Here is a 19,285-nt window from a genome sequence, read left to right on the forward strand (position 1 = left end):
AAGGTTGTTACTCCCTCACTTTGATGATTTCTGCCATTCACCGCGCAGAAAAACCGTTCTGCGGGATGCTGAGTGTTGTTGCGCCTGCCGCTTATCAGCTATGCTATGCGGATCTCTCTTTATGATATGAAACAGATGATGCTACAGGCGTAGCTGTTTTTCACTATAGGACCACTGGCCGCCATGCAAGAGCAATACCGCCCAGAAGATATCGAAACGCAAGTACAGCTTCACTGGCAAGAGAAGCAAACATTTAAAGTCACTGAAGATACCAGCAAAGAAAAATATTACTGCCTATCTATGCTGCCATACCCTTCAGGACGCCTACATATGGGGCACGTTCGTAACTACACCATTGGTGATGTTATCTCACGCTACCAACGTATGCTGGGCAAGAACGTCCTACAGCCGATTGGCTGGGATGCGTTTGGCCTGCCGGCAGAAGGTGCAGCAGTTAAAAATAACACCGCACCGGCCCCATGGACTTACGACAACATCGAATATATGAAGAACCAGTTGAAACTACTGGGCTTCGGTTACGACTGGGATCGCGAGATTGCCACCTGTAAACCTGACTATTACCGTTGGGAACAGTGGTTCTTCACCAAGTTGTATGAAAAAGGCATGGTCTACAAAAAGACCTCTGCGGTTAACTGGTGTCCACAAGATATGACCGTGTTAGCCAACGAACAGGTGATTGACGGCTGCTGTTGGCGTTGTGATACCAAGGTTGAACGCAAAGAGATCCCGCAGTGGTTTATTAAAATCACCGATTACGCTGATCAGTTGCTTAATGATCTGGACACTCTGGAAAGCTGGCCGGAGCAGGTGAAAACCATGCAACGCAACTGGATTGGCCGCTCCGAAGGGGTTGATATCGTTTTCGACGTGCAAGATAGCGAAGAAAAACTGTCAGTTTATACCACCCGCCCAGACACCTTTATGGGTGTGACCTATGTAGCGGTTGCTGCCGGTCACCCACTGTCACTGCAAGCGGCTGCCACCAACCCGGCGCTGGCTGATTTTGTGGCTGAATGTCGCAATACCAAAGTTGCCGAAGCTGAAATGGCAACGATGGAGAAAAAAGGCATGGCGACCGGCCTATACGCCATCCATCCACTGACAGGTGAGAAGCTGGCTATCTGGGCCGCTAACTTTGTCTTGATGGATTACGGTACTGGCGCGGTAATGGCGGTTCCAGGCCACGATGCCCGTGACTGGGAATTTGCCACCAAATACCACCTGCCAATCAAGCCCGTTATTTTAGCCGCTGACGGTAGCGAGCCTGATTTGAGTCAGGAAGCCATGACCGAAAAAGGCACCCTGTTCAACTCCGGCGAGTTCGACGGTCTGGATTATGAAGCGGGCTTTAATGCCATTGCTGACAAACTGGTGGCTCTCGGTGTTGGCCAGCGTAAAGTGAATTATCGCCTGCGCGATTGGGGTGTATCACGTCAGCGTTATTGGGGTGCGCCTATCCCAATGGTGACATTGGAAGATGGCACCGTCGTGCCAACACCAGAAGACCAACTGCCGGTTATCCTGCCAGAAGATGTTGTAATGGACGGTATTACCAGCCCGATCAAGGCTAATCCCGAGTGGGCGAAAACCACCGTTAACGGGATGCCGGGCCTGCGTGAAACGGATACTTTCGATACCTTTATGGAATCATCTTGGTATTACGCACGCTACACCTGCCCACAATTTGACGAAGGCATGCTGGACCCTGCCGCCGCCAACTACTGGCTGCCCGTTGATCAGTATGTAGGCGGTATTGAACACGCCATCATGCACCTGATGTACTTCCGTTTCTTCCACAAACTATTGCGTGATGCCGGTCTGGTGAACTCCGACGAACCAGCCAAACGCCTGTTGTGCCAAGGCATGGTATTGGCTGACGCCTTCTACTACACCGGTACCAGCGGTGAACGTATCTGGGTTTCACCGGCTGATGCTATTGTCGAGCGTGATGAGAAAGGGCGGATTGTTAAAGCGACCGACGCGCAAGGCCATGAACTGGTGTATGCCGGTATGAGCAAAATGTCGAAATCGAAAAACAACGGTATCGACCCGCAAGTTATGGTAGAAAAATACGGTGCCGATACTGTGCGCCTGTTTATGATGTTTGCATCGCCGGCAGAAATGACGTTGGAATGGCAGGAGTCTGGCGTTGAAGGGGCTAACCGCTTCTTAAAACGTGTCTGGCGTCTGGTGTTTGAAAGCACTGCCAAAGGTGCAACTGCGCCGCTGGATATTGCCAGCCTGACAGAAGAGCAAAAATCACTGCGTCGTGATCTGCACAAAACGATTGCCAAAGTCACTGATGACGTGGGCCGCCGTCAAACCTTCAACACCGCCATCGCTGCGGTGATGGAGTTGATGAACAAGCTGGGCCGTGCACCTCAGGAAACTGAGCAAGATCGTGCTCTGCTGCAAGAAGCATTACTGGCAGTGGTACGTATGCTTTATCCATTCACCCCGCACGTTTGCTTCAGTTTGTGGCAAGCTCTCGGTGGTGAAGGTGATATCGATACCGCACCATGGCCAATTGCTGATGAACAGGCGATGGTCGAAGACTCTAAATTAGTAGTCGTACAGGTTAATGGTAAAGTGCGTGGCAGAATTACTGTGCCTGCCGATGCCACTGAACAGCAAGTTCGCGAACGCGCTGGTCAAGAGCACCTGGTGGCTAAATACCTGGATGGGGTTACTGTGCGTAAAGTAATCTACGTCCCTGGCAAACTGCTTAACCTGGTTGTAGGTTAAGACAAGGAGGAGTTGTGCGACATCGTATTCTGACATTGTTGCTGGGGTTAGCGGTGCTGGTCACCGCTGGCTGTGGCTTTAATCTGCGAGGCACCACTCAGGTGCCACCTGAACTGCAAAAACTGTTGCTGGAAAGTAGTGACCCTTATGGCCCGTTAACCCGAGCTGTACGTCAACAGTTGCGTTTAAGCAATGTCACCATTGTTGATGACCCGATGCGTAAAGACTTACCCGCCTTGCGGATCCTTGGTTCATCAGAAAATCAGGATACCGTGTCAATCTTCCGCAACGGGGTAACGGCGGAGTATCAGTTAGTGTTGCATGTGCAGGCGCAGGTATTGATACCGGGCCATGATATTTACCCATTACGGGTTAATATCTTCCGCACATTGTTCGATAACCCGTTAACAGCGCTCGCCAAAGATGCTGAAGCTCAGGTTCTCCGTCAGGAAATGCGTGAACAAGCCGCTCAGCAGTTAGTGCGTCAGCTTCTGACCGTACATGCTGCAGAAGTCAAAAATGCGCAAGAAAATGGTGACAAGCCGGTTGGTAATAATACAGCAACAGGCGCCGCCAAGATGGCAGAAACTAAAGAAATCAATATTGGCAAACCCGCAGTCAGTACCCCGGCCCAATGATCCGAGTCTATCCTGAACAACTTGTCGCGCAGCTCCATGAGGGGCTGCGCGCTTGCTATCTGTTATGCGGCAATGAGCCATTGCTGTTACAAGAAAGTCAGGACCACATTCGTCGGGTAGCAATAGAGCATGATTTCACCGAACATTTCAGTTTTGCGCTGGATACTCATACCGAGTGGGACAATATCTTTAGTCTTTGTCAGGCACTCAGTCTATTTGCCAGCCGCCAGACATTGACGCTGAGCTTCCCTGACAGTGGTTTAACCGCACCAATGAACGAACAATTGGTCAAGTTATCGGGCCTGTTACATCCAGATATTTTATTGATTTTGCGCGCAAATAAACTAACCAAAGCACAAGAAAACAGTGCCTGGTTTAAAGCACTCGGTAGCAATGGCGTATTGGTCAGTTGCCAAACGCCGGAGCAGGCACAACTGCCACGTTGGGTCAGTACACGGGCCAAAAGCCTGAATCTGGAGGTCGATGACCCCGCCATTCAACTGCTTTGTTACTGCTACGAAGGCAATCTGCTGGCGCTATCACAAGCTTTGGAACGGTTATCGTTGCTCTACCCTGACGGTAAACTGACGCTGCCTAAAGTTGAGCAAGCGGTCAACGATGCCGCGCATTTCACCCCTTACCACTGGCTCGATGCCCTAATAGCAGGCAAAAGCAAACGCGCCTGGCATATCCTGCAACAATTGCAGCAGGAAGAGAGTGAACCGGTTATTTTGCTGCGCACCTTACAGCGAGAACTGCTCTTGCTGCTAACGTTAAAGCGCCGCATGGATCAGGTGCCACTGCGCACGCTATTTGATCAATTAAAAGTGTGGCAAAATCGCCGGCCCATGATGACACAGGCTCTGCAACGCCTTTCGCTGCCACAATTGCAACAAGCCGTTCATTTGCTGGCACAGATAGAAGTTCGCTTGAAACAGGATTATGGTCAGTCAATTTGGCCTGAATTAGAAACGCTATCTATGCTGATGTGTGGCAAAATATTACCTGAGAGCTTTTTTGATGCCCAATAAATCCCCGACTCGCGCCCTACATGCCCTGTTCGGCGGTACCTTTGACCCCATTCATTACGGCCACTTGACGCCGGTTGAAGCATTGGCTCAACAAGTGGGTCTGCAACATATTATTTTATTACCCAACAATGTCCCACCTCACCGCCCACAACCCGAGGCCAATGCACAGCAACGGCTGAAAATGGTGGAACTGGCGGTAGCCGGTAACCCGCTGTTCAGCGTCGACTCGCGGGAGTTATTGCGCGATACCCCCTCATTTACCATTGATACCCTGGAATCACTGCGTAAAGAACGTGGTGTTGAACTGCCTTTAGCGTTTATCATTGGGCAGGATTCATTATTGTCGCTGCATAAATGGCATCGCTGGCAATCGATATTGGATGTGTGCCATTTGCTGGTTTGCGCCCGCCCTGGTTACTCACAAACGCTGGAAACACCTGAGTTACAGCAATGGCTTGATGAGCGACGGGTCTTGGATCCGCAAGCATTAAACCTGCAACCACAAGGGTTAATCTATCTGGCTGATACACCTTTATTGAATATTTCAGCTACCGATATTCGCCATCGGCGTCATAATGGTGAAAGCTGCGATGACCTGCTGCCACGTGCTGTCCAGCGATATATTGAGTTACAAGGTTTATATCGCCAAAAGAATTGAAGTTGCAGGTAGGCAGCAAGAGAATAAATCCCGATGAGCTTACTCAGGTAAGTGATTCGGGTGAGTGAACGTAGCGAACACCCCTGCGACTTCAAGTATGAAAGCGATTCGCGGCTGAGGGTTTATATCGCGACGCATTCACCCATGTTATACTCCGCCGCTAAATTTCAGGTATTCGCTGGAAACCCGATACATTATAACCGTTCATGTCAATAACTGTTTGCCGGATCACTCGCAAAACACGACCGAAGAACGTTATATACCCAAAGAACTTGGCGTTGCAGGTAGGCAGCAAGCGAACGAATTCCGATGAGCTTATTTATGTAGGGTCAACTACAGGTGAGTGATTCGAGTGAGTATGCGCAGCTAACACCCCGGCGACTTCAAGTACGAAGGGTATGGACAGAAATCACCCGAGGGGGAACCTTTGCAAGGTAAAGCGCTCCAAGAATTTGTTATCGACAAGCTCGATGACTTGAAAGGTCAGGACATTATCACTCTGGATGTTCAGGGTAAGTCCAGCATCACTGATTACATGATCATCTGTACCGGGACTTCTACCCGCCATGTTATGGCGCTGGCAGACAATCTGGTGCAGGAATCCCGTGTTGCAGGCATGATACCGCTGGGCGTAGAAGGCCAGGGTGTGTCTGACTGGGTTGTTGTGGATTTAGGCGAAATCATTGTGCATGTCATGCAAGAAGAAAGCCGCCGTCTGTATGAACTGGAAAAACTCTGGAGCTAAGCGGTGAAACTGCAACTGGTGGCTGTCGGCACCAAAATGCCAGACTGGGTGCAGACAGGTTTCATGGATTACCTGCGCCGCTTTCCCAAAGATATGCCCTTCGAGCTGGTAGAAATACCGGCCGGTAAGCGGGGCAAAAATGCGGATATTAAACGCATTTTGGAAAAAGAAGGCGAACTGATGCTGGCGGCGGTTGGCAAGAATAACCGCATTGTCACGCTGGATATCCCAGGCACTCCCTGGGAAACCCCACAATTGGCTCAGCAATTAGAACGCTGGAAGCAGGACGGCCGTGATGTCAGTCTGCTGATTGGCGGGCCGGAGGGATTAGCCCCAGCCTGTAAAGCTGCCGCAGAGCAGAGCTGGTCGCTCTCTGTGCTTACGCTACCCCATCCTTTAGTGCGTGTTTTAGTGGCTGAAAGCCTCTATCGCGCCTGGAGTATTACGACCAATCACCCTTATCACCGGGAATAAGCGGCGATGAACCTGAGTAAAGTGATGGCTTTGAGTAACGTGTTGGTTTTGGACAAGATGAAGTAGCTGCGGGATGAAAAAAGAACCTAACCCTTTTCGCGACTATTCAGCTGAATCAGCCTTGTTTGTCCGCCGCGCCCTTGTGGCTTTCCTCGGTATCCTGCTGCTAAGCGGAATATTGATCGTAAACTTGTACAATTTGCAGATAGTGCGTTTCGAAGACTATCGCACCCGTTCCAATGAAAACCGCATTAAGCTAGTCCCTATCGCCCCTAGCCGCGGTATGATATTTGATCGCAACGGCACCCCGTTGGCGATGAACCGGACCATTTATCAATTAGAATTGATGCCGGAAAAAATCGAAGACCTCCCCGCGACACTCAATGCACTACGCCCGATAGTGGATCTGACGGATGAGGATATCGCTAATTTTGAAAAAGAGCGTAAGCGCTCACGCCGCTTTACCTCCATTGCCGTTAAGACCCCCCTTACCGAGGTGCAGGTCGCCCGTTTCGCCGTTAACCAATTCCGCTTCCCCGGTATTGAAGTCAAAGGCTATCAACGCCGCTTCTATCCCTATGGTTCAGCCCTGACTCACGTTATCGGTTATGTATCGAAAATTAACGATAAAGATGTCGAACGGTTGGATAAAGAAGGTATTCTGGCTAACTATGCCGCAACCCACGATATCGGCAAGCTGGGTATTGAGCGCTATTATGAATCCGTATTACACGGCAAAACCGGTTATGAAGAAGTTGAAGTCAATAACCGTGGCCGGGTAATCCGCCAGCTACATGAGCAGCCGCCGCAGGCCGGTAAAGATATTTACCTGACGCTTGATTTACACCTGCAAACCTATATTGAAAAACTGCTGAGTGGCAGCCGCGCCGCAGTGGTGGTCACGGACCCACGCACCGGCGCTATCTTAGCCTTGGTATCGAACCCAAGTTATGACCCGAACCTATTTGTCGATGGGATCTCCAGCAAAGATTATCAGGGGTTGTTGAACGATCCTGACCGCCCGCTGATTAACCGTGCCACTCAGGGTGTCTACCCCCCTGCGTCTACCGTAAAACCTTATATTGCCGTTTCTGCCCTGAGTGCCGGTGTTATCACCAAAAATACCAGCTTGTTTGACCCTGGCTGGTGGCAACTGCCTGGCTCAGAAAAACGCTTTCGCGACTGGAAAAAATGGGGTCATGGTCGGTTGAATGTCACCAAGGCGCTGGAAGAGTCGGCGGATACCTTCTTCTATCAGGTTTCCTATGACATGGGGATTGACCGTTTGTCCTCATGGATGAGTAAATTCGGCTACGGTGAATATACCGGTATCGATCTATCCGAAGAGCGCGCGGGCCTGATGCCGACCCGTGAGTGGAAACAAAAACGCCACAAAAAACCGTGGTACCAAGGGGATACCATTCCGGTGGGTATCGGCCAAGGGTATTGGACCGCCACCCCAATCCAGATGGCAAAAGCGTTAATGACGCTGATTAATGATGGGGCGGTTAAAACGCCACATCTGCTACAAAGCACCCGGATTAATGGAGAGTTAGTCCCCTATCAACAAGAAGATCGCACGCAAATTGGTGATATACACTCCGGTTATTGGGAAATTGCTAAAGATGGCATGTATGGTGTAGCCAACCGCCCGAACGGAACGGGGCGTAAGTTTTTTGAAGGTACACCTTATAAAGCAGCGGCAAAATCTGGTACCGCCCAGGTGTATAGCTATGAAACCTATAATGCCCATAAAGTGGCAGAACACTTACGCGACCATAAATTGATGGTTGCGTTTGCGCCCTACGAAAATCCAACGGTATCTGTCGCCATGATTTTAGAAAATGGGGGTGCCGGGCCTGCGGTGGGGACCATTACTCGCCAAATTCTCGACCACATTTTGTTGGGTGATAACAATACTGAATTACCGGATGCGGCCCCTCTGCCTCCAGGTGTTGAAGCAGATTAATTGAAGTGGACTAAGGTAACTCATGACTGATAATCAACAAAAAGGCTCTTTGTGGTACAAAATGCACATCGATCTGCCGTTTTTGATTTGCATCCTGGCGCTGTTGGCTTATAGCGCCTTTGTGATGTGGAGCGCCAGCGGGCAAGATATCGGCATGATGGAACGCAAAGTTGGCCAAATCGCAATGGGCCTGATTGTCATGCTGGTTATGGCGCAGATACCGCCGCGCGTCTATGAAAACTGGGCACCCTACCTCTATTTCGTGTGCGTAATTTTGTTGGTATTGGTTGATGCCTTTGGCCAAATAAGTAAAGGTGCACAGCGCTGGCTGGACTTGGGTTTTATCCGCTTCCAACCTTCTGAAATTGCTAAAATTGCGGTTCCGCTGATGGTGGCTCGCTTTATGAACCGTGACGTCTGTCCGCCCTCATTGAAAAACACCGGTATTGCGCTAATTTTAATCTTTATGCCCACCTTATTAGTTGCCGCTCAGCCCGATTTGGGTACCTCTATCCTGATTGCGGCCTCTGGCCTGTTCGTACTGTTTCTCTCCGGTATGAGTTGGCGTTTAATCGCTATTGCCGCCGTATTGGTCGCTGCATTTATCCCGATATTGTGGTTCTTCCTGATGCACGGCTATCAGCGCGACCGCGTGATGATGCTGCTGGACCCGGAAAGTGATCCGCTCGGCGCCGGTTATCATATTATCCAATCAAAAATCGCCATCGGCTCAGGTGGCTTATCAGGGAAAGGCTGGCTACACGGGACTCAGTCACAACTGGAGTTTTTACCGGAACGCCATACTGATTTTATCTTTGCCGTACTGGCAGAGGAGCTAGGTTTAATTGGCGTGCTGGTACTATTAGCGCTTTATCTCTGTCTCATTATGCGTGGTTTGGTGATTGCCGCCCACGCACAAACCACCTTCGGCCGAGTGATGGTCGGAGGATTAATGCTGATACTATTTGTATATGTGTTTGTTAACATAGGTATGGTCAGTGGAATTTTACCTGTGGTTGGCGTACCTTTGCCTTTGGTCAGTTATGGAGGCTCGGCACTGATAGTTCTGATGGCCGGGTTTGGTATCGTGATGTCGATACATACTCATCGCAAAATGTTATCGAAGAATTTATAGAGGTGAGCAATGCGTAAGGAATGGCTTTGGATAGGCATCGCAGGCGTGCTGTTATCAGCATGTACCAGTCAGCCTCCGGCACCCCAGCAACAGGTGCAACAGACGTACAACGGCCCGGTTGAAGAGATTGGCGGGGCAGAACCGCGCTATGAACCCTTTAATCCTAATTTTAATCAGGATTATAAAGCCAATGGCCAGTCTTACAGCATTATTAAAGATCCACAAAACTTCACTCAGGTGGGTCTTGCCGCTTGGTATGGCGAAGAAGCTAACGGCAATACAACCGCCACTGGCGAAACGTTCGATCCTAATGCATTGACCGCCGCCCACCCTACTTTGCCTATTCCAAGTTATGTGCGCGTCACCAATGTCAGTAATGGCCGCCAGATTGTAGTGCGCGTGAATGACCGTGGCCCGTATACCCCTGGGCGAGTAATTGATTTATCCAAAGCGGCCGCTGATCGCCTGAATATTTCGAATAACACCAAAGTGAAAATTGATTTTATCAATGTCGCACCTGATGGCTCGCTGTCAGGCCCAGGTATGGTCGGTACCACCATTGCCAAGCAAAGTTATGCCTTACCAAGTCGCCCGGACTTGACCTCCAGCGGGATGGGGACGCCAGTGCAACAGGATGCGCCCGCAGTAAGTGCGCCAGTGCGCCCTATCGCTAACAGTAATTTGTCTGGTGCGGATGCCACTCAACCGGTCGCGCCACAAAGTAGCGGCTTCCTGCGGGCATCGACCCCGGTACCGGCTGGCGTGTTGGAAAGCTCAGAACCTGCCGTGGATTCTGTATCCACCCAGGGTGCAGGGCCGGTGACACCACCGGTTGTTGCCAACCCCGGTCCCGTGACCTCATCAGTAGCAACAACAGGTGCTGCGACCGCTGGTGGTTATGTGGTTCAGGTCGGTGCGTTGAGTGATGCTCAACGGGCGCAAACCTGGCAGCAAAGCCTGAGCCAACGTTTTGGGGTACCGGGTAAAGTAGACACCAATGGTAGCGTGCATCGTGTCCAACTTGGGCCATTCAGTAGCCGCCAACAAGCCGTAGAACTGCAACAGCGCCTATCGAGCGAAGCTCAGCAGCAATCATTTGTGGTCGCGGCGCCTTAAAACATACATACCTTGTAGCAATTTAAGGTCTGTCAGATAAAAATAACCGTAACCCCCTGTGCAAACAGGATGTTACGGTGAAACCAATAAACGCCACACAGGTGTATAGCCAAATTTATTGGCGTTGCAGCAAGGCCGCAAATGAATGCATCCCGATGAGCATGTGATTCGGATGAGTGAGTGCCGCTAACGCCGCTACAACGTTAAGTAAGTAAGGGTATGGTATAGTGTGGCACTTTCTTAACTTACTCCCACGGATGTTGTTGTCCTGATCATGAAATATGTAACTACTTCTCGCATTATCAAGAGCCTGGCGCTCAGCACTGTTATTGTTATGAGCACAGCGTCTGCTGCAAACGCTGATGACGTCAATCTGAAAACCATGATCCCCGGCGTGCCACAGATCGACTCCGAAGCGTATGTGCTGATTGATTACAACTCCGGCAAAGTATTGGCAGAAATGAATGCTGATGCGCGTCGTAATCCGGCCAGCTTGACCAAAATGATGACCAGTTATGTTATCGGCCAAGCAATCAAAGCAGGCAAAATCGGGCCAGAAGATATGGTTACCGTGGGGAAAGATGCCTGGGCAACCGGCAATCCAGAATTCAAAGGCTCTTCGTTGATGTTTTTGAAACCCGGTGACCGTGTACCGGTTTCTAAACTGACTCGGGGTATCAATCTGCAATCCGGTAATGACGCCTGTGTCGCGATGGCTGATTATGTTGCTGGCAGCCAGGACTCATTCGTCAACCTGATGAACAACTACGTTAAAGCACTGGGCCTGCAAAATACCCAGTTCAAAACAGTTCACGGTTTAGATGCTGAAGGCCAGTACAGCTCTGCGCGCGATATGGCGCTGATTGGTCAAGCACTGATTCGCGATGTACCGGATGAGTATGCCATTTATAAAGAGAAAGAATTCACCTTCAACAATATCCGTCAGATGAACCGTAACGGTTTACTGTGGGATACCAGTTTGAATGTTGATGGTATTAAAACCGGTCATACCGATGCTGCTGGCTACAATCTGGTGGCCTCCGCTACCGATGGTCAAATGCGTTTGATCTCAGCCGTGCTGGGCGGTCATACCTATAAAGGTCGTGAAACCGAGAGTAAAAAATTACTGACCTGGGGCTTCCGTTTCTTTGAAACTGTCGCACCATTGAAAGTGGGTAAAGAGTTTGCGTCAGAGCCAGTCTGGTTCGGCGACAGTGACCGGGTGCAGTTGGGTGTTGATAAAGACGTCTACCTGACTATTCCACGTGGCCGTATGAAAGACCTGAAAGCCAGCTATGTACTGAATACCCCAGAGATTCATGCGCCACTGGCGAAGAATCAGGTTGTTGGCATGATTAACTTCCAGTTAGATGGCAAAACTATTGATCAGCGCCCATTAGTGGTGATGAATGAAGTTAAAGAAGGCGGATTCTTTAGCCGCATGGTGGACTACATCAAACTGATGTTCCACCGCTGGTTCGGTTAGTTGGCGGGCTTGAAAATCAGCAGACTATCCCCATATTATAAATAATCTGAAACTCCCGCCCCGGCGGGAGTTATAATTTTAAGGTCGGATAATTTTTTCTTTATCCTGGCACCTATCCGGCAGTAATCTGTCCGTCAACACCCCAGGAGCGCACATGAAAACTAAACTGAACGAACTGCTTGAGTTCCCTTGTTCTTTTACCTACAAGGTAATGGGCATTGCAGAACCACAGTTGGTAAACCAGGTGGTAGAAGTGGTACAGCGCCATGCTCCGGGTGATTATACCCCGCAGGTAAAACCGAGCAGCAAAGGCAACTTTCACTCCGTCTCCATCACCATTACAGCCACCCATATTGATCAAGTGGAAATCCTGTATAAAGAGCTGGCCGACCTTGAACTGGTGCGAATGGTACTGTAGTTAAGACCATATAGTTAAGACCATATAGTTAGGAGCATCGAGTTAAGTCCATATTGCCTACGAGCAAGATACTTAATTTGTACCAAGCCCGCCTTATTATGGCCCGGAGCGGTTATTCACGCTCTGGGCCTTATTTTACCTTTTAACCCCATGGTTGAACCGCAAACCTGCTTTTTTAAATGTCAAAATAGTAGCCCCACACCGCTGGGCTGGTATACTGACGCCACCATTTCTGTAACCAGATGATGCCTCGCTTGCAACAACACAAGATCATTTTACGAAAGCTAGGGCTACAACCCTATGCCCCCGTATCTCAAGCTATGCATAATTTCACTGAGTTCCGTACTGACGCCACTCCAGATGAAATCTGGCTGGTTGAGCATCAGCACGTTTTCACTCAAGGTCAGGCGGGGAAAGCCGAACATGTACTGATGCCCGGTGATATTCCGGTTATCCAAAGCGATAGAGGTGGTCAGGTCACCTATCATGGCCCCGGCCAGCAAGTCATGTATGTCATGATTGACCTCAAGCGTGCCAAAATTGGTGTGCGGCAATTGGTTACCGCGATTGAGAATACCGTGATTCAGACATTGGCTCATTTTGCTATTGATTCACAAGCCCGCCCAGATGCCCCCGGTGTCTATGTCGGCCAGCAGAAAATATGCTCGTTGGGATTACGCATCCGTAGAGGTTGCTCGTTTCACGGGCTGGCCTTGAATATCGATATGGACCTGGAGCCGTTCCAACGCATAAACCCATGCGGTTATGCTGGCATGCAAATGACCCAAGTCAGTGCCTTAAAAACAGGGACAACTGTTGCTGATATCCAGCCAATCTTGGTGCGCGAATTTACCCGCCAATTGGGCTATCCGCAAGCGGAGCAGCAGCCATGGTCACTGGCAGACTATTTATCATCTGACGTATCCTAAGTTAGCCAATTGAAATCGTGGATGCCCTGACTCTTTTAATATAACCCACGTAATTGGGGGCTGAATAGGATAGGGTAATGATGATATAATTTTTAAACAATTTTCAAAAAATTTTTAACGCAAGCCATATCACGTTGAATTTAATGAAAAATCTCAAATTGAGAGATTCAGAACTGGAACCTGTACGATTATGAGTAAACCGATTCAGATGGAACGTGGCGTAAAATACCGCGACGCAGATAAAATGGCGTTAATCCCGATAAAAACCGTGGTTACCGAACGTCAGGAACTGTTACGTAAACCCGAATGGATGAAAATCAAGCTACCCGCTGACTCCAGCCGCATTCAGGGTATCAAGGCAGCAATGCGTAAAAACGGTCTGCACTCGGTTTGCGAAGAGGCATCCTGCCCTAACTTGTCAGAGTGCTTCAACCACGGAACGGCGACCTTTATGATCCTCGGCGCAATTTGTACCCGCCGCTGCCCATTCTGTGACGTTGCCCATGGTCGTCCGGTTACACCTGATGCCAATGAGCCAGAAAAGCTGGCTCAAACAATCAAAGATATGGGATTGCGCTATGTGGTTATCACCTCGGTTGACCGTGATGACTTACGCGATGGTGGCGCTCAACATTTTGCAGATTGTATCGCAGCCATTCGAGCCAAAAATCCGACCATAAAAATTGAAACATTGGTGCCTGACTTCCGTGGCCGTATGGATCGCGCGTTAGATATTTTGACTGTCACCCCACCGGATGTGTTTAACCATAATCTGGAAAACGTACCACGGGTGTATCGCCAAGTGCGACCTGGGGCTAACTATGAGTGGTCGCTTAAATTACTTGAGCGCTTTAAAGAGGCTCATCCTGATATTCCGACTAAATCAGGTTTGATGGTTGGCTTGGGAGAAACCAATGCCGAAATCGTTGAGGTTATGCATGATCTGCGCCGCCATGGAGTAACCATGCTGACGCTGGGGCAATATTTGCAACCAAGCCGCCACCATTTACCCGTACAGCGCTACGTCAGCCCGGCTGAGTTTGACGAAATGAAAGCAGAAGCTATGGCAATGGGCTTTACCCACGCTGCTTGTGGCCCGTTTGTTCGCTCTTCTTATCATGCCGATCTGCAAGCAAAAGGGTTGGAAGTAAAATAAATAAATTGGCCTGATGAGACTTTTAGGCCAATTTTATGAAATGTTTAGTTACACCTTAAATGCCAGACAAACAAAAACGGATTTCCATTGGAGATCCGTTTTCTGTTATCAGACATAATAAGTTTGCTGATAATAGCTAAGCTAAAGAATTTTCATGCTGCCGCTTTCACCGGAATACCGGTTATCTCGAGCGAGGGCAATCAGTCCTTATGCTCAATTGGCGGTGCTGTTTTGGTTTCAACGGCCGTTTTAGCTTCAGCAACAGGCGTCGCCGCAGGTGCATCATCATTACCCATAGCCTTTTTAAAGCCTTTCAGGGCAGCCCCCAGATCCGCGCCCAACGTGCGCAATTTGCTGGTTCCAAACAACAACACAATCAATATGCCAACTACCAACAATTTGGTAATACTGATACCTTCCATACTCACCTTCTTGATTAGCTCTGTTCATTAAACAATGAATATATCCTTCTTACTGGATATTGCGCCAATGTGAGCACATCTCACGCCCTGAATCATTCACATGAGTCAGAATGGTGGGATTCACTCGCGAGCGACAACGCCAATGACGTTGGATATTGTTAAATAATGGCCTATTTACGAATAAATTACCGATTAAAACAACAGTAATATGTAACAGATTTCGTTAGTGAACTATGATTACTCAGAGTCTATTATCACTTATTTTGACTCATTCCGGATGAGACATTGCCGTTAATATCCCCCCAAAGAAAAAAGAAAGAGGGAGCCGCCAATTGCCTTATTCAAGTAGAATAAACACCCGTCGGTCAGGGTTAAGTTTTGCTAAAAGAACTTATTTACCTCGAGCATTTGGCTTAGGTGTAGGTATGTTTTGTGTAGGCTCAGTGCTCTATACACAGCATTCCCCATTATGGTTATGGCTGATGCTAGCTATTAATGGGTTGATATGGCCACATATTGCATTCTTGCTGGCGTTGCGGTCTGAACAACCGTTTGAGCAAGAAATAATCAACATGAAAATAGACTCTGCGTTGGGTGGCGTCTGGGTGGCAATAATGTCGTTCAATGCTTTGCCATCCATTGTTATTCTATCCATGATGAGTATGAATAATATTGCTTCCGGGGGTAAGAACATTTTTTGCAAAGGTTTAGCCTTGCAAATCTCCTGTAGTTTATTGACCGCATGGATATTTAACTTGCCCTTTGAACCTGAAACTTCCCCCATTCAGGTTTATGCTTGTTTGCCGATGATAATTATCTACCCTTCCCTACTCGGATTAGTTACCTATCGAACTGCCAAGCGTTTGGCCGAAAACAAAGAAGAGCTATTACGTATTAGTGTAAGAGATGGGTTAACTGGTTTGTATAACCGCAGACATTGGGAACACCAGTTACATAATCAATTTGACAGTTGCCGGCGCTATCAGCACGGCGCAACACTCATTTTACTTGATATTGATAACTTCAAAGCCATAAATGACACCTTTGGCCATGCTGTCGGCGATGAAGCCATTACGGTTCTTGCTGAGGAGTTATTATTAGGGCTGCGAGCCATTGATATTGTCGGTCGCTATGGTGGCGACGAGTTCGGTGCTATTTTGCCCAATACCACCGCCGAACAAACCCGCGAAGTATTAACGCGAATTCAAGAAAAACTGGCTGAATTAGCCTTTACGCAAGCCCCCACGCTGCAACTTAGAGTAAGTGCTGGCATTGCTGATTACAGGCACGACATGATTAATTATCAGCAATGGTTGAAAGCGGCTGACTCCGCACTGTACCAGGCAAAAGATAATGGTCGTAATCGTATTGAGCTGGCCAGTTAAAAACTATTCCCAATAGATTTCATGATGTAAAAAGTCAGTGTATTATTGATTCGCAAGCTCTGGAGATGACATTCCTCCATAACCGCCCTTCAAGGCTGATGATGTCTACGTAACCTTTTCATTAAGGTGCGTAGTATTGCGCCTAAGCCTTTCTGAAAAGCCCATTAATAATGACCAACTACCCCGCACTATGGGTATCCATAATGAAAGGTATTTATGTTTAATACATTACTCGCAGTATTTATTGGTGGTGGCGTGGGCAGCGTTGCTCGCTGGCTGGTCAGTATGAAGCTAAACAGCTTATCACCCCATGTCCCCGTGGGAACACTGCTGGTAAACCTGATAGGTGCTTTTATCATTGGTCTGACATTAGCGCTGTTTACCCGCATTGCACATATTGATCCCGTATGGAAGCTTCTGATTACGACAGGTTTTTGTGGTGGTCTAACGACATTTTCCACCTTCTCTGTGGAAGTGGTTTATCTCATTCAGGAAGGTAAGCTGGCATGGGCGGCGGGGACTGTTTTACTTAATCTGGCCGGGTCACTTGCGATGACGATGCTGGCCTTTATATTGGTCAATCATTTCGCGGGGCAATAATAGCGAGTAACTATAAATAGTTTAACTTTCCGGGTAGTCCATTATATTGCCCGGAAACGCGCAAGATAAAGAAAGTCGCGGGTCGGGTGGTATCGTCTTAATGTTTTCTTAATCTACGAACCGGATAATCATTTGCCAGAGAACAGTTAGCCGATGGTGGTGACTGATGTGCTGGATAACACTATGTTTGGATTACCGAAAAAACGGGCTGAGTGGCTAACAGTTATTTTTTGCCTGGTCATCACCGTGATGTTTCTCAAAGCCTATCTGTTCTAACCTTGGTGTGTTACTTCTCTCAATTCTGCTTTGTTGATTGTAAAACAACGAGTTGTGTCGTGTCGTTCAACAAAAGCACTCTTTTTACCTTATTGGTAATACCCATAAAAAACCCGCCTATAGAGGCGGGTTTTAACAAATATGGGCTACTTAGATAGCGATAACATTAGCAGCAGATGGGCCTTTGGCACCGTTCGTGATTTCAAATTCTACACGCTGGCCTTCAGCAAGAGTTTTGAAACCATTGCTAGCGATGGCTGAGAAATGAACGAAAACGTCCTTGCTGCCATCTTCTGGGGTAATGAAGCCGAAACCTTTGGACTCATTGAACCACTTAACGCTACCTTTAATCTTAGACATCAAACTTACCTTTACGTGAATGTTGGACACAAATAGTGTGTCAACTACAGTACAGCAATAGAACCGTTTTTTGTCCACAGCCGAGATCACAAAAAGAAGAGAAAAAGTGAAAAACGCCGTTTTTTGGCTCTGTTTCTAGCACAGAAAACCACATTTTTTTGCTTTTGTAGTTCACCATTATGGCGCTGATAAGCGCCTCAGCGAACTGACAGGCTGTATCTGAACGCTATTCACCTGTATTATACTTAGCCATTGGATACGCTAATATGAGATGCATGATGAACGGTAGAATAACAACTTTTTTTGAAGATAAAGGCTTTGGTTTTATCACCGATGAGAACGGAGATAACCGTTATTTTCACGTTATTAAAGTTGCTAATCCCGAGATGATCAAAAAAGGGGCCGAGGTTACCTTTGAGCCAACAACCAATACCAAAGGGTTGTCGGCATTTGCGGTAAAAGTAGCAATTGAGAGTAAATACATATTCATTGCTAACGAGAGAATCAAACTCACCAGCATCAAGTCATTCAATACTTTTACTAAAGAAGTCCCTGCACAGGCCGAGGTAGACAAGGCTAATACTATACTTTCAGTAAATTTACTGATGAACAAAATCCGGCCGCAGGAAGAAGATATTTCAGAAAAAACTGTGCCATTGAAAATGTTATCGATAACGACATTCCAGAATGTAACTTATACGTTTTCTGAACATGAGGTTGATATCGAGAGTACGGTTGCTAAATTGAAGAGTATTTAATACTGATTCTATTTTTCTTGAAACTAGGGGATATCAGCACCCTCAAGCAGCCCCAAATGCCTTTGGGGCTGTCCGGTCTACCCGGAGAGTTAGATGCTGGCATCCCTGCCCGCTAACGCAAGAACATCCCTTTGATATCCTCTGGTGTTGACGCTAGAAATAATAAAAAATCAGATTATTTTCATTAACTACTTGAACATAAACATTTTAATCAACTCAACGTCAGTACGAGCACCTAGCTTCTTCATAGCAGAACGTTTTTGTCCGCTAACTGTCTTCTCACTTTTCTTCAAAATTCTGGCGATATCACCGCCTGAAAAACCTTCATTAAATAGTTTCAACACAATATTTTCATTTGGCGTCAAATATTGCCGCTCTGATGATGCCAGCCCCAACACCTTAGTAACTTTACGTTCGACCAGATTCTCTTTAAGTCCGCGCAGTTTTCGTTTAAATACCGAGGTAATCTTGTTGATTACTGTATCAACCGAATCTTCTCTGAAAATCATGGTTACATTGCTGAATCTGGGAATACCTTGTAAAAAGCTATTCAGTCTGGCATCACAAATCAAAAAAACATCTGCTTCAGAAGGAGCCTTATCCAAACGTTTCAGCGCTTCGAAAAAGCTGAATTCATCAACACCAATAAAAATCACATCTGCTGAATAAAATGCTTTTCGATAGAATTTAATCTCTTTTTTAAAACCTAACGATGCAAATATTTTTTTTACGACAGTTACCATACCCAGTGTTTGATATTTATCGTTATCGACTATCATACAGCTTATCATATTGGCCACACCCGTTAGCGCTTCAGCACCCCATGAATGGTTAACTCATATCTGTTTGCAATGAATTAAATATCATTACAAATCAAATAGATAACACAATATACTTTCCTACTTGTTAGTAGAACATAGGGGAAAGGAGAGCGATATAGGATGACAACACCGGAGGGTGTAG

Annotated in this window: 20 protein-coding genes and 1 riboswitch; of the genes, 17 read left to right on the top strand and 3 right to left on the bottom strand. The window is 47.7% G+C overall.

The window, feature by feature from the left end; all coding sequences use genetic code 11:
- Window positions 1–183 precede the first annotated feature (183 nt).
- The 13 genes from leuS to lipA all read left to right on the top strand — a co-directional run bounded on the left by leuS (window position 184) and on the right by lipA (window position 14,521).
- Entirely contained in the window at window positions 184–2,766 is a 2,583-nt protein-coding gene (gene leuS, locus V1952_RS03240) for a leucine--tRNA ligase (protein ID WP_083159665.1), read from the top strand.
- Between the two features lie 14 nt (window positions 2,767–2,780).
- Window positions 2,781–3,404: an LPS assembly lipoprotein LptE gene (lptE, locus tag V1952_RS03245; protein WP_420074304.1), complete on the top strand. Its 624-nt coding sequence runs from the start codon at window positions 2,781–2,783 to the stop codon at window positions 3,402–3,404.
- Entirely contained in the window at window positions 3,401–4,435 is a 1,035-nt protein-coding gene (holA, locus tag V1952_RS03250) for a DNA polymerase III subunit delta (RefSeq protein ID WP_372558328.1), read from the top strand. Before lptE ends, holA begins: the two co-directional genes overlap by 4 nt.
- Window positions 4,425–5,093: a nicotinate-nucleotide adenylyltransferase gene (gene nadD, locus V1952_RS03255; RefSeq protein ID WP_372558327.1), complete on the top strand. Its 669-nt coding sequence runs from the start codon at window positions 4,425–4,427 to the stop codon at window positions 5,091–5,093. Before holA ends, nadD begins: the two co-directional genes overlap by 11 nt.
- A 427-nt stretch (window positions 5,094–5,520) precedes the next feature.
- A complete protein-coding gene (gene rsfS, locus V1952_RS03260) occupies window positions 5,521–5,838 on the top strand; it encodes a ribosome silencing factor (RefSeq protein ID WP_083159674.1) in 318 nt (105 codons plus the stop codon).
- A gap of 3 nt (window positions 5,839–5,841) precedes the next feature.
- Window positions 5,842–6,312, top strand: a complete 471-nt coding sequence (gene rlmH / locus V1952_RS03265) for a 23S rRNA (pseudouridine(1915)-N(3))-methyltransferase RlmH (protein WP_083159676.1) — start codon at window positions 5,842–5,844, stop codon at window positions 6,310–6,312.
- A gap of 73 nt (window positions 6,313–6,385) precedes the next feature.
- Window positions 6,386–8,281 (top strand): peptidoglycan DD-transpeptidase MrdA, encoded by a 1,896-nt coding sequence (gene mrdA, locus V1952_RS03270; RefSeq protein WP_372558326.1) that lies wholly within the window; start codon window positions 6,386–6,388, stop codon window positions 8,279–8,281.
- A 22-nt stretch (window positions 8,282–8,303) separates the two neighbouring features.
- Window positions 8,304–9,416, top strand: coding sequence for a peptidoglycan glycosyltransferase MrdB (gene mrdB, locus V1952_RS03275; RefSeq protein WP_005182719.1), 1,113 nt, complete (start codon window positions 8,304–8,306; stop codon window positions 9,414–9,416).
- A 9-nt stretch (window positions 9,417–9,425) separates the two neighbouring features.
- Window positions 9,426–10,532, top strand: coding sequence for an endolytic peptidoglycan transglycosylase RlpA (gene rlpA / locus V1952_RS03280; protein WP_420074305.1), 1,107 nt, complete (start codon window positions 9,426–9,428; stop codon window positions 10,530–10,532).
- A 274-nt stretch (window positions 10,533–10,806) separates the two neighbouring features.
- Complete coding sequence (gene dacA, locus V1952_RS03285) at window positions 10,807–12,018, top strand: D-alanyl-D-alanine carboxypeptidase DacA (protein WP_083159682.1); 1,212 nt, start codon at window positions 10,807–10,809, stop codon at window positions 12,016–12,018.
- A 154-nt stretch (window positions 12,019–12,172) separates the two neighbouring features.
- On the top strand, window positions 12,173–12,436 hold the full coding sequence (gene ybeD, locus V1952_RS03290; protein ID WP_032905731.1) for a DUF493 family protein YbeD: 264 nt from the start codon (window positions 12,173–12,175) through the stop codon (window positions 12,434–12,436).
- Between the two features lie 242 nt (window positions 12,437–12,678).
- Window positions 12,679–13,365, top strand: a complete 687-nt coding sequence (lipB, locus tag V1952_RS03295; protein ID WP_420070757.1) for a lipoyl(octanoyl) transferase LipB — start codon at window positions 12,679–12,681, stop codon at window positions 13,363–13,365.
- A 190-nt stretch (window positions 13,366–13,555) separates the two neighbouring features.
- On the top strand, window positions 13,556–14,521 hold the full coding sequence (gene lipA, locus V1952_RS03300; RefSeq protein WP_083159686.1) for a lipoyl synthase: 966 nt from the start codon (window positions 13,556–13,558) through the stop codon (window positions 14,519–14,521).
- Between the two features lie 200 nt (window positions 14,522–14,721).
- Here the strand turns inward: lipA and tatA are convergent, their stop codons facing one another.
- Window positions 14,722–14,943, bottom strand: a complete 222-nt coding sequence (gene tatA, locus V1952_RS03305; protein ID WP_372558323.1) for a Sec-independent protein translocase subunit TatA — start codon at window positions 14,941–14,943, stop codon at window positions 14,722–14,724.
- A gap of 332 nt (window positions 14,944–15,275) precedes the next feature.
- On the opposite strand from tatA, the gene V1952_RS03310 reads away from it, so the two are divergent.
- From V1952_RS03310 to V1952_RS03320, 3 genes are all read left to right on the top strand, one after another.
- On the top strand, window positions 15,276–16,328 hold the full coding sequence (locus V1952_RS03310) for a diguanylate cyclase (protein ID WP_083159690.1): 1,053 nt from the start codon (window positions 15,276–15,278) through the stop codon (window positions 16,326–16,328).
- A gap of 52 nt (window positions 16,329–16,380) precedes the next feature.
- Window positions 16,381–16,443, top strand: a riboswitch (Fluoride riboswitch).
- Window positions 16,444–16,544: 101 nt separating this feature from the next.
- Entirely contained in the window at window positions 16,545–16,928 is a 384-nt protein-coding gene (gene crcB, locus V1952_RS03315) for a fluoride efflux transporter CrcB (RefSeq protein WP_083159692.1), read from the top strand.
- Window positions 16,929–17,081: 153 nt separating this feature from the next.
- Entirely contained in the window at window positions 17,082–17,204 is a 123-nt protein-coding gene (locus V1952_RS03320; RefSeq protein ID WP_420070756.1) for a hypothetical protein, read from the top strand.
- Between the two features lie 150 nt (window positions 17,205–17,354).
- On the opposite strand, the gene cspE is transcribed toward V1952_RS03320, so the two are convergent.
- On the bottom strand, window positions 17,355–17,564 hold the full coding sequence (cspE, locus tag V1952_RS03325; protein ID WP_002210315.1) for a transcription antiterminator/RNA stability regulator CspE: 210 nt from the start codon (window positions 17,562–17,564) through the stop codon (window positions 17,355–17,357).
- A 278-nt stretch (window positions 17,565–17,842) separates the two neighbouring features.
- Between cspE and V1952_RS03330 the strand changes: the two genes are divergently transcribed.
- A complete protein-coding gene (locus V1952_RS03330) occupies window positions 17,843–18,322 on the top strand; it encodes a cold-shock protein (protein WP_083159694.1) in 480 nt (159 codons plus the stop codon).
- Between the two features lie 188 nt (window positions 18,323–18,510).
- Here the strand turns inward: V1952_RS03330 and V1952_RS03335 are convergent, their stop codons facing one another.
- Complete coding sequence (locus V1952_RS03335; protein WP_102970450.1) at window positions 18,511–19,101, bottom strand: helix-turn-helix transcriptional regulator; 591 nt, start codon at window positions 19,099–19,101, stop codon at window positions 18,511–18,513.
- Between the last annotated feature and the right edge of the window lie 184 nt (window positions 19,102–19,285).

Source organism: Yersinia sp. 2542 StPb PI, assembly GCF_048593855.1.
In the GTDB taxonomy this organism is placed as follows: domain Bacteria; phylum Pseudomonadota; class Gammaproteobacteria; order Enterobacterales; family Enterobacteriaceae; genus Yersinia; species Yersinia enterocolitica_E.

Coding starts and splice junctions, on each gene's coding strand:
- leuS (WP_083159665.1), top strand. CDS start 184: ATGCAAGAGCAATACCGCCCAGAAGATATCGAAACGCAAGTACAGCTT.
- holA (WP_372558328.1), top strand. CDS start 3,401: ATGATCCGAGTCTATCCTGAACAACTTGTCGCGCAGCTCCATGAGGGG.
- lipA (WP_083159686.1), top strand. CDS start 13,556: ATGAGTAAACCGATTCAGATGGAACGTGGCGTAAAATACCGCGACGCA.
- tatA (WP_372558323.1), bottom strand. CDS start 14,943: ATGGAAGGTATCAGTATTACCAAATTGTTGGTAGTTGGCATATTGATT.
- ybeD (WP_032905731.1), top strand. CDS start 12,173: ATGAAAACTAAACTGAACGAACTGCTTGAGTTCCCTTGTTCTTTTACC.
- dacA (WP_083159682.1), top strand. CDS start 10,807: ATGAAATATGTAACTACTTCTCGCATTATCAAGAGCCTGGCGCTCAGC.
- rlpA (WP_420074305.1), top strand. CDS start 9,426: ATGCGTAAGGAATGGCTTTGGATAGGCATCGCAGGCGTGCTGTTATCA.
- mrdA (WP_372558326.1), top strand. CDS start 6,386: ATGAAAAAAGAACCTAACCCTTTTCGCGACTATTCAGCTGAATCAGCC.
- lipB (WP_420070757.1), top strand. CDS start 12,679: ATGATGCCTCGCTTGCAACAACACAAGATCATTTTACGAAAGCTAGGG.
- V1952_RS03335 (WP_102970450.1), bottom strand. CDS start 19,101: ATGATAGTCGATAACGATAAATATCAAACACTGGGTATGGTAACTGTC.
- crcB (WP_083159692.1), top strand. CDS start 16,545: ATGTTTAATACATTACTCGCAGTATTTATTGGTGGTGGCGTGGGCAGC.
- V1952_RS03320 (WP_420070756.1), top strand. CDS start 17,082: ATGGTGGTGACTGATGTGCTGGATAACACTATGTTTGGATTACCGAAA.
- cspE (WP_002210315.1), bottom strand. CDS start 17,564: ATGTCTAAGATTAAAGGTAGCGTTAAGTGGTTCAATGAGTCCAAAGGT.
- mrdB (WP_005182719.1), top strand. CDS start 8,304: ATGACTGATAATCAACAAAAAGGCTCTTTGTGGTACAAAATGCACATC.
- V1952_RS03330 (WP_083159694.1), top strand. CDS start 17,843: ATGAACGGTAGAATAACAACTTTTTTTGAAGATAAAGGCTTTGGTTTT.
- nadD (WP_372558327.1), top strand. CDS start 4,425: ATGCCCAATAAATCCCCGACTCGCGCCCTACATGCCCTGTTCGGCGGT.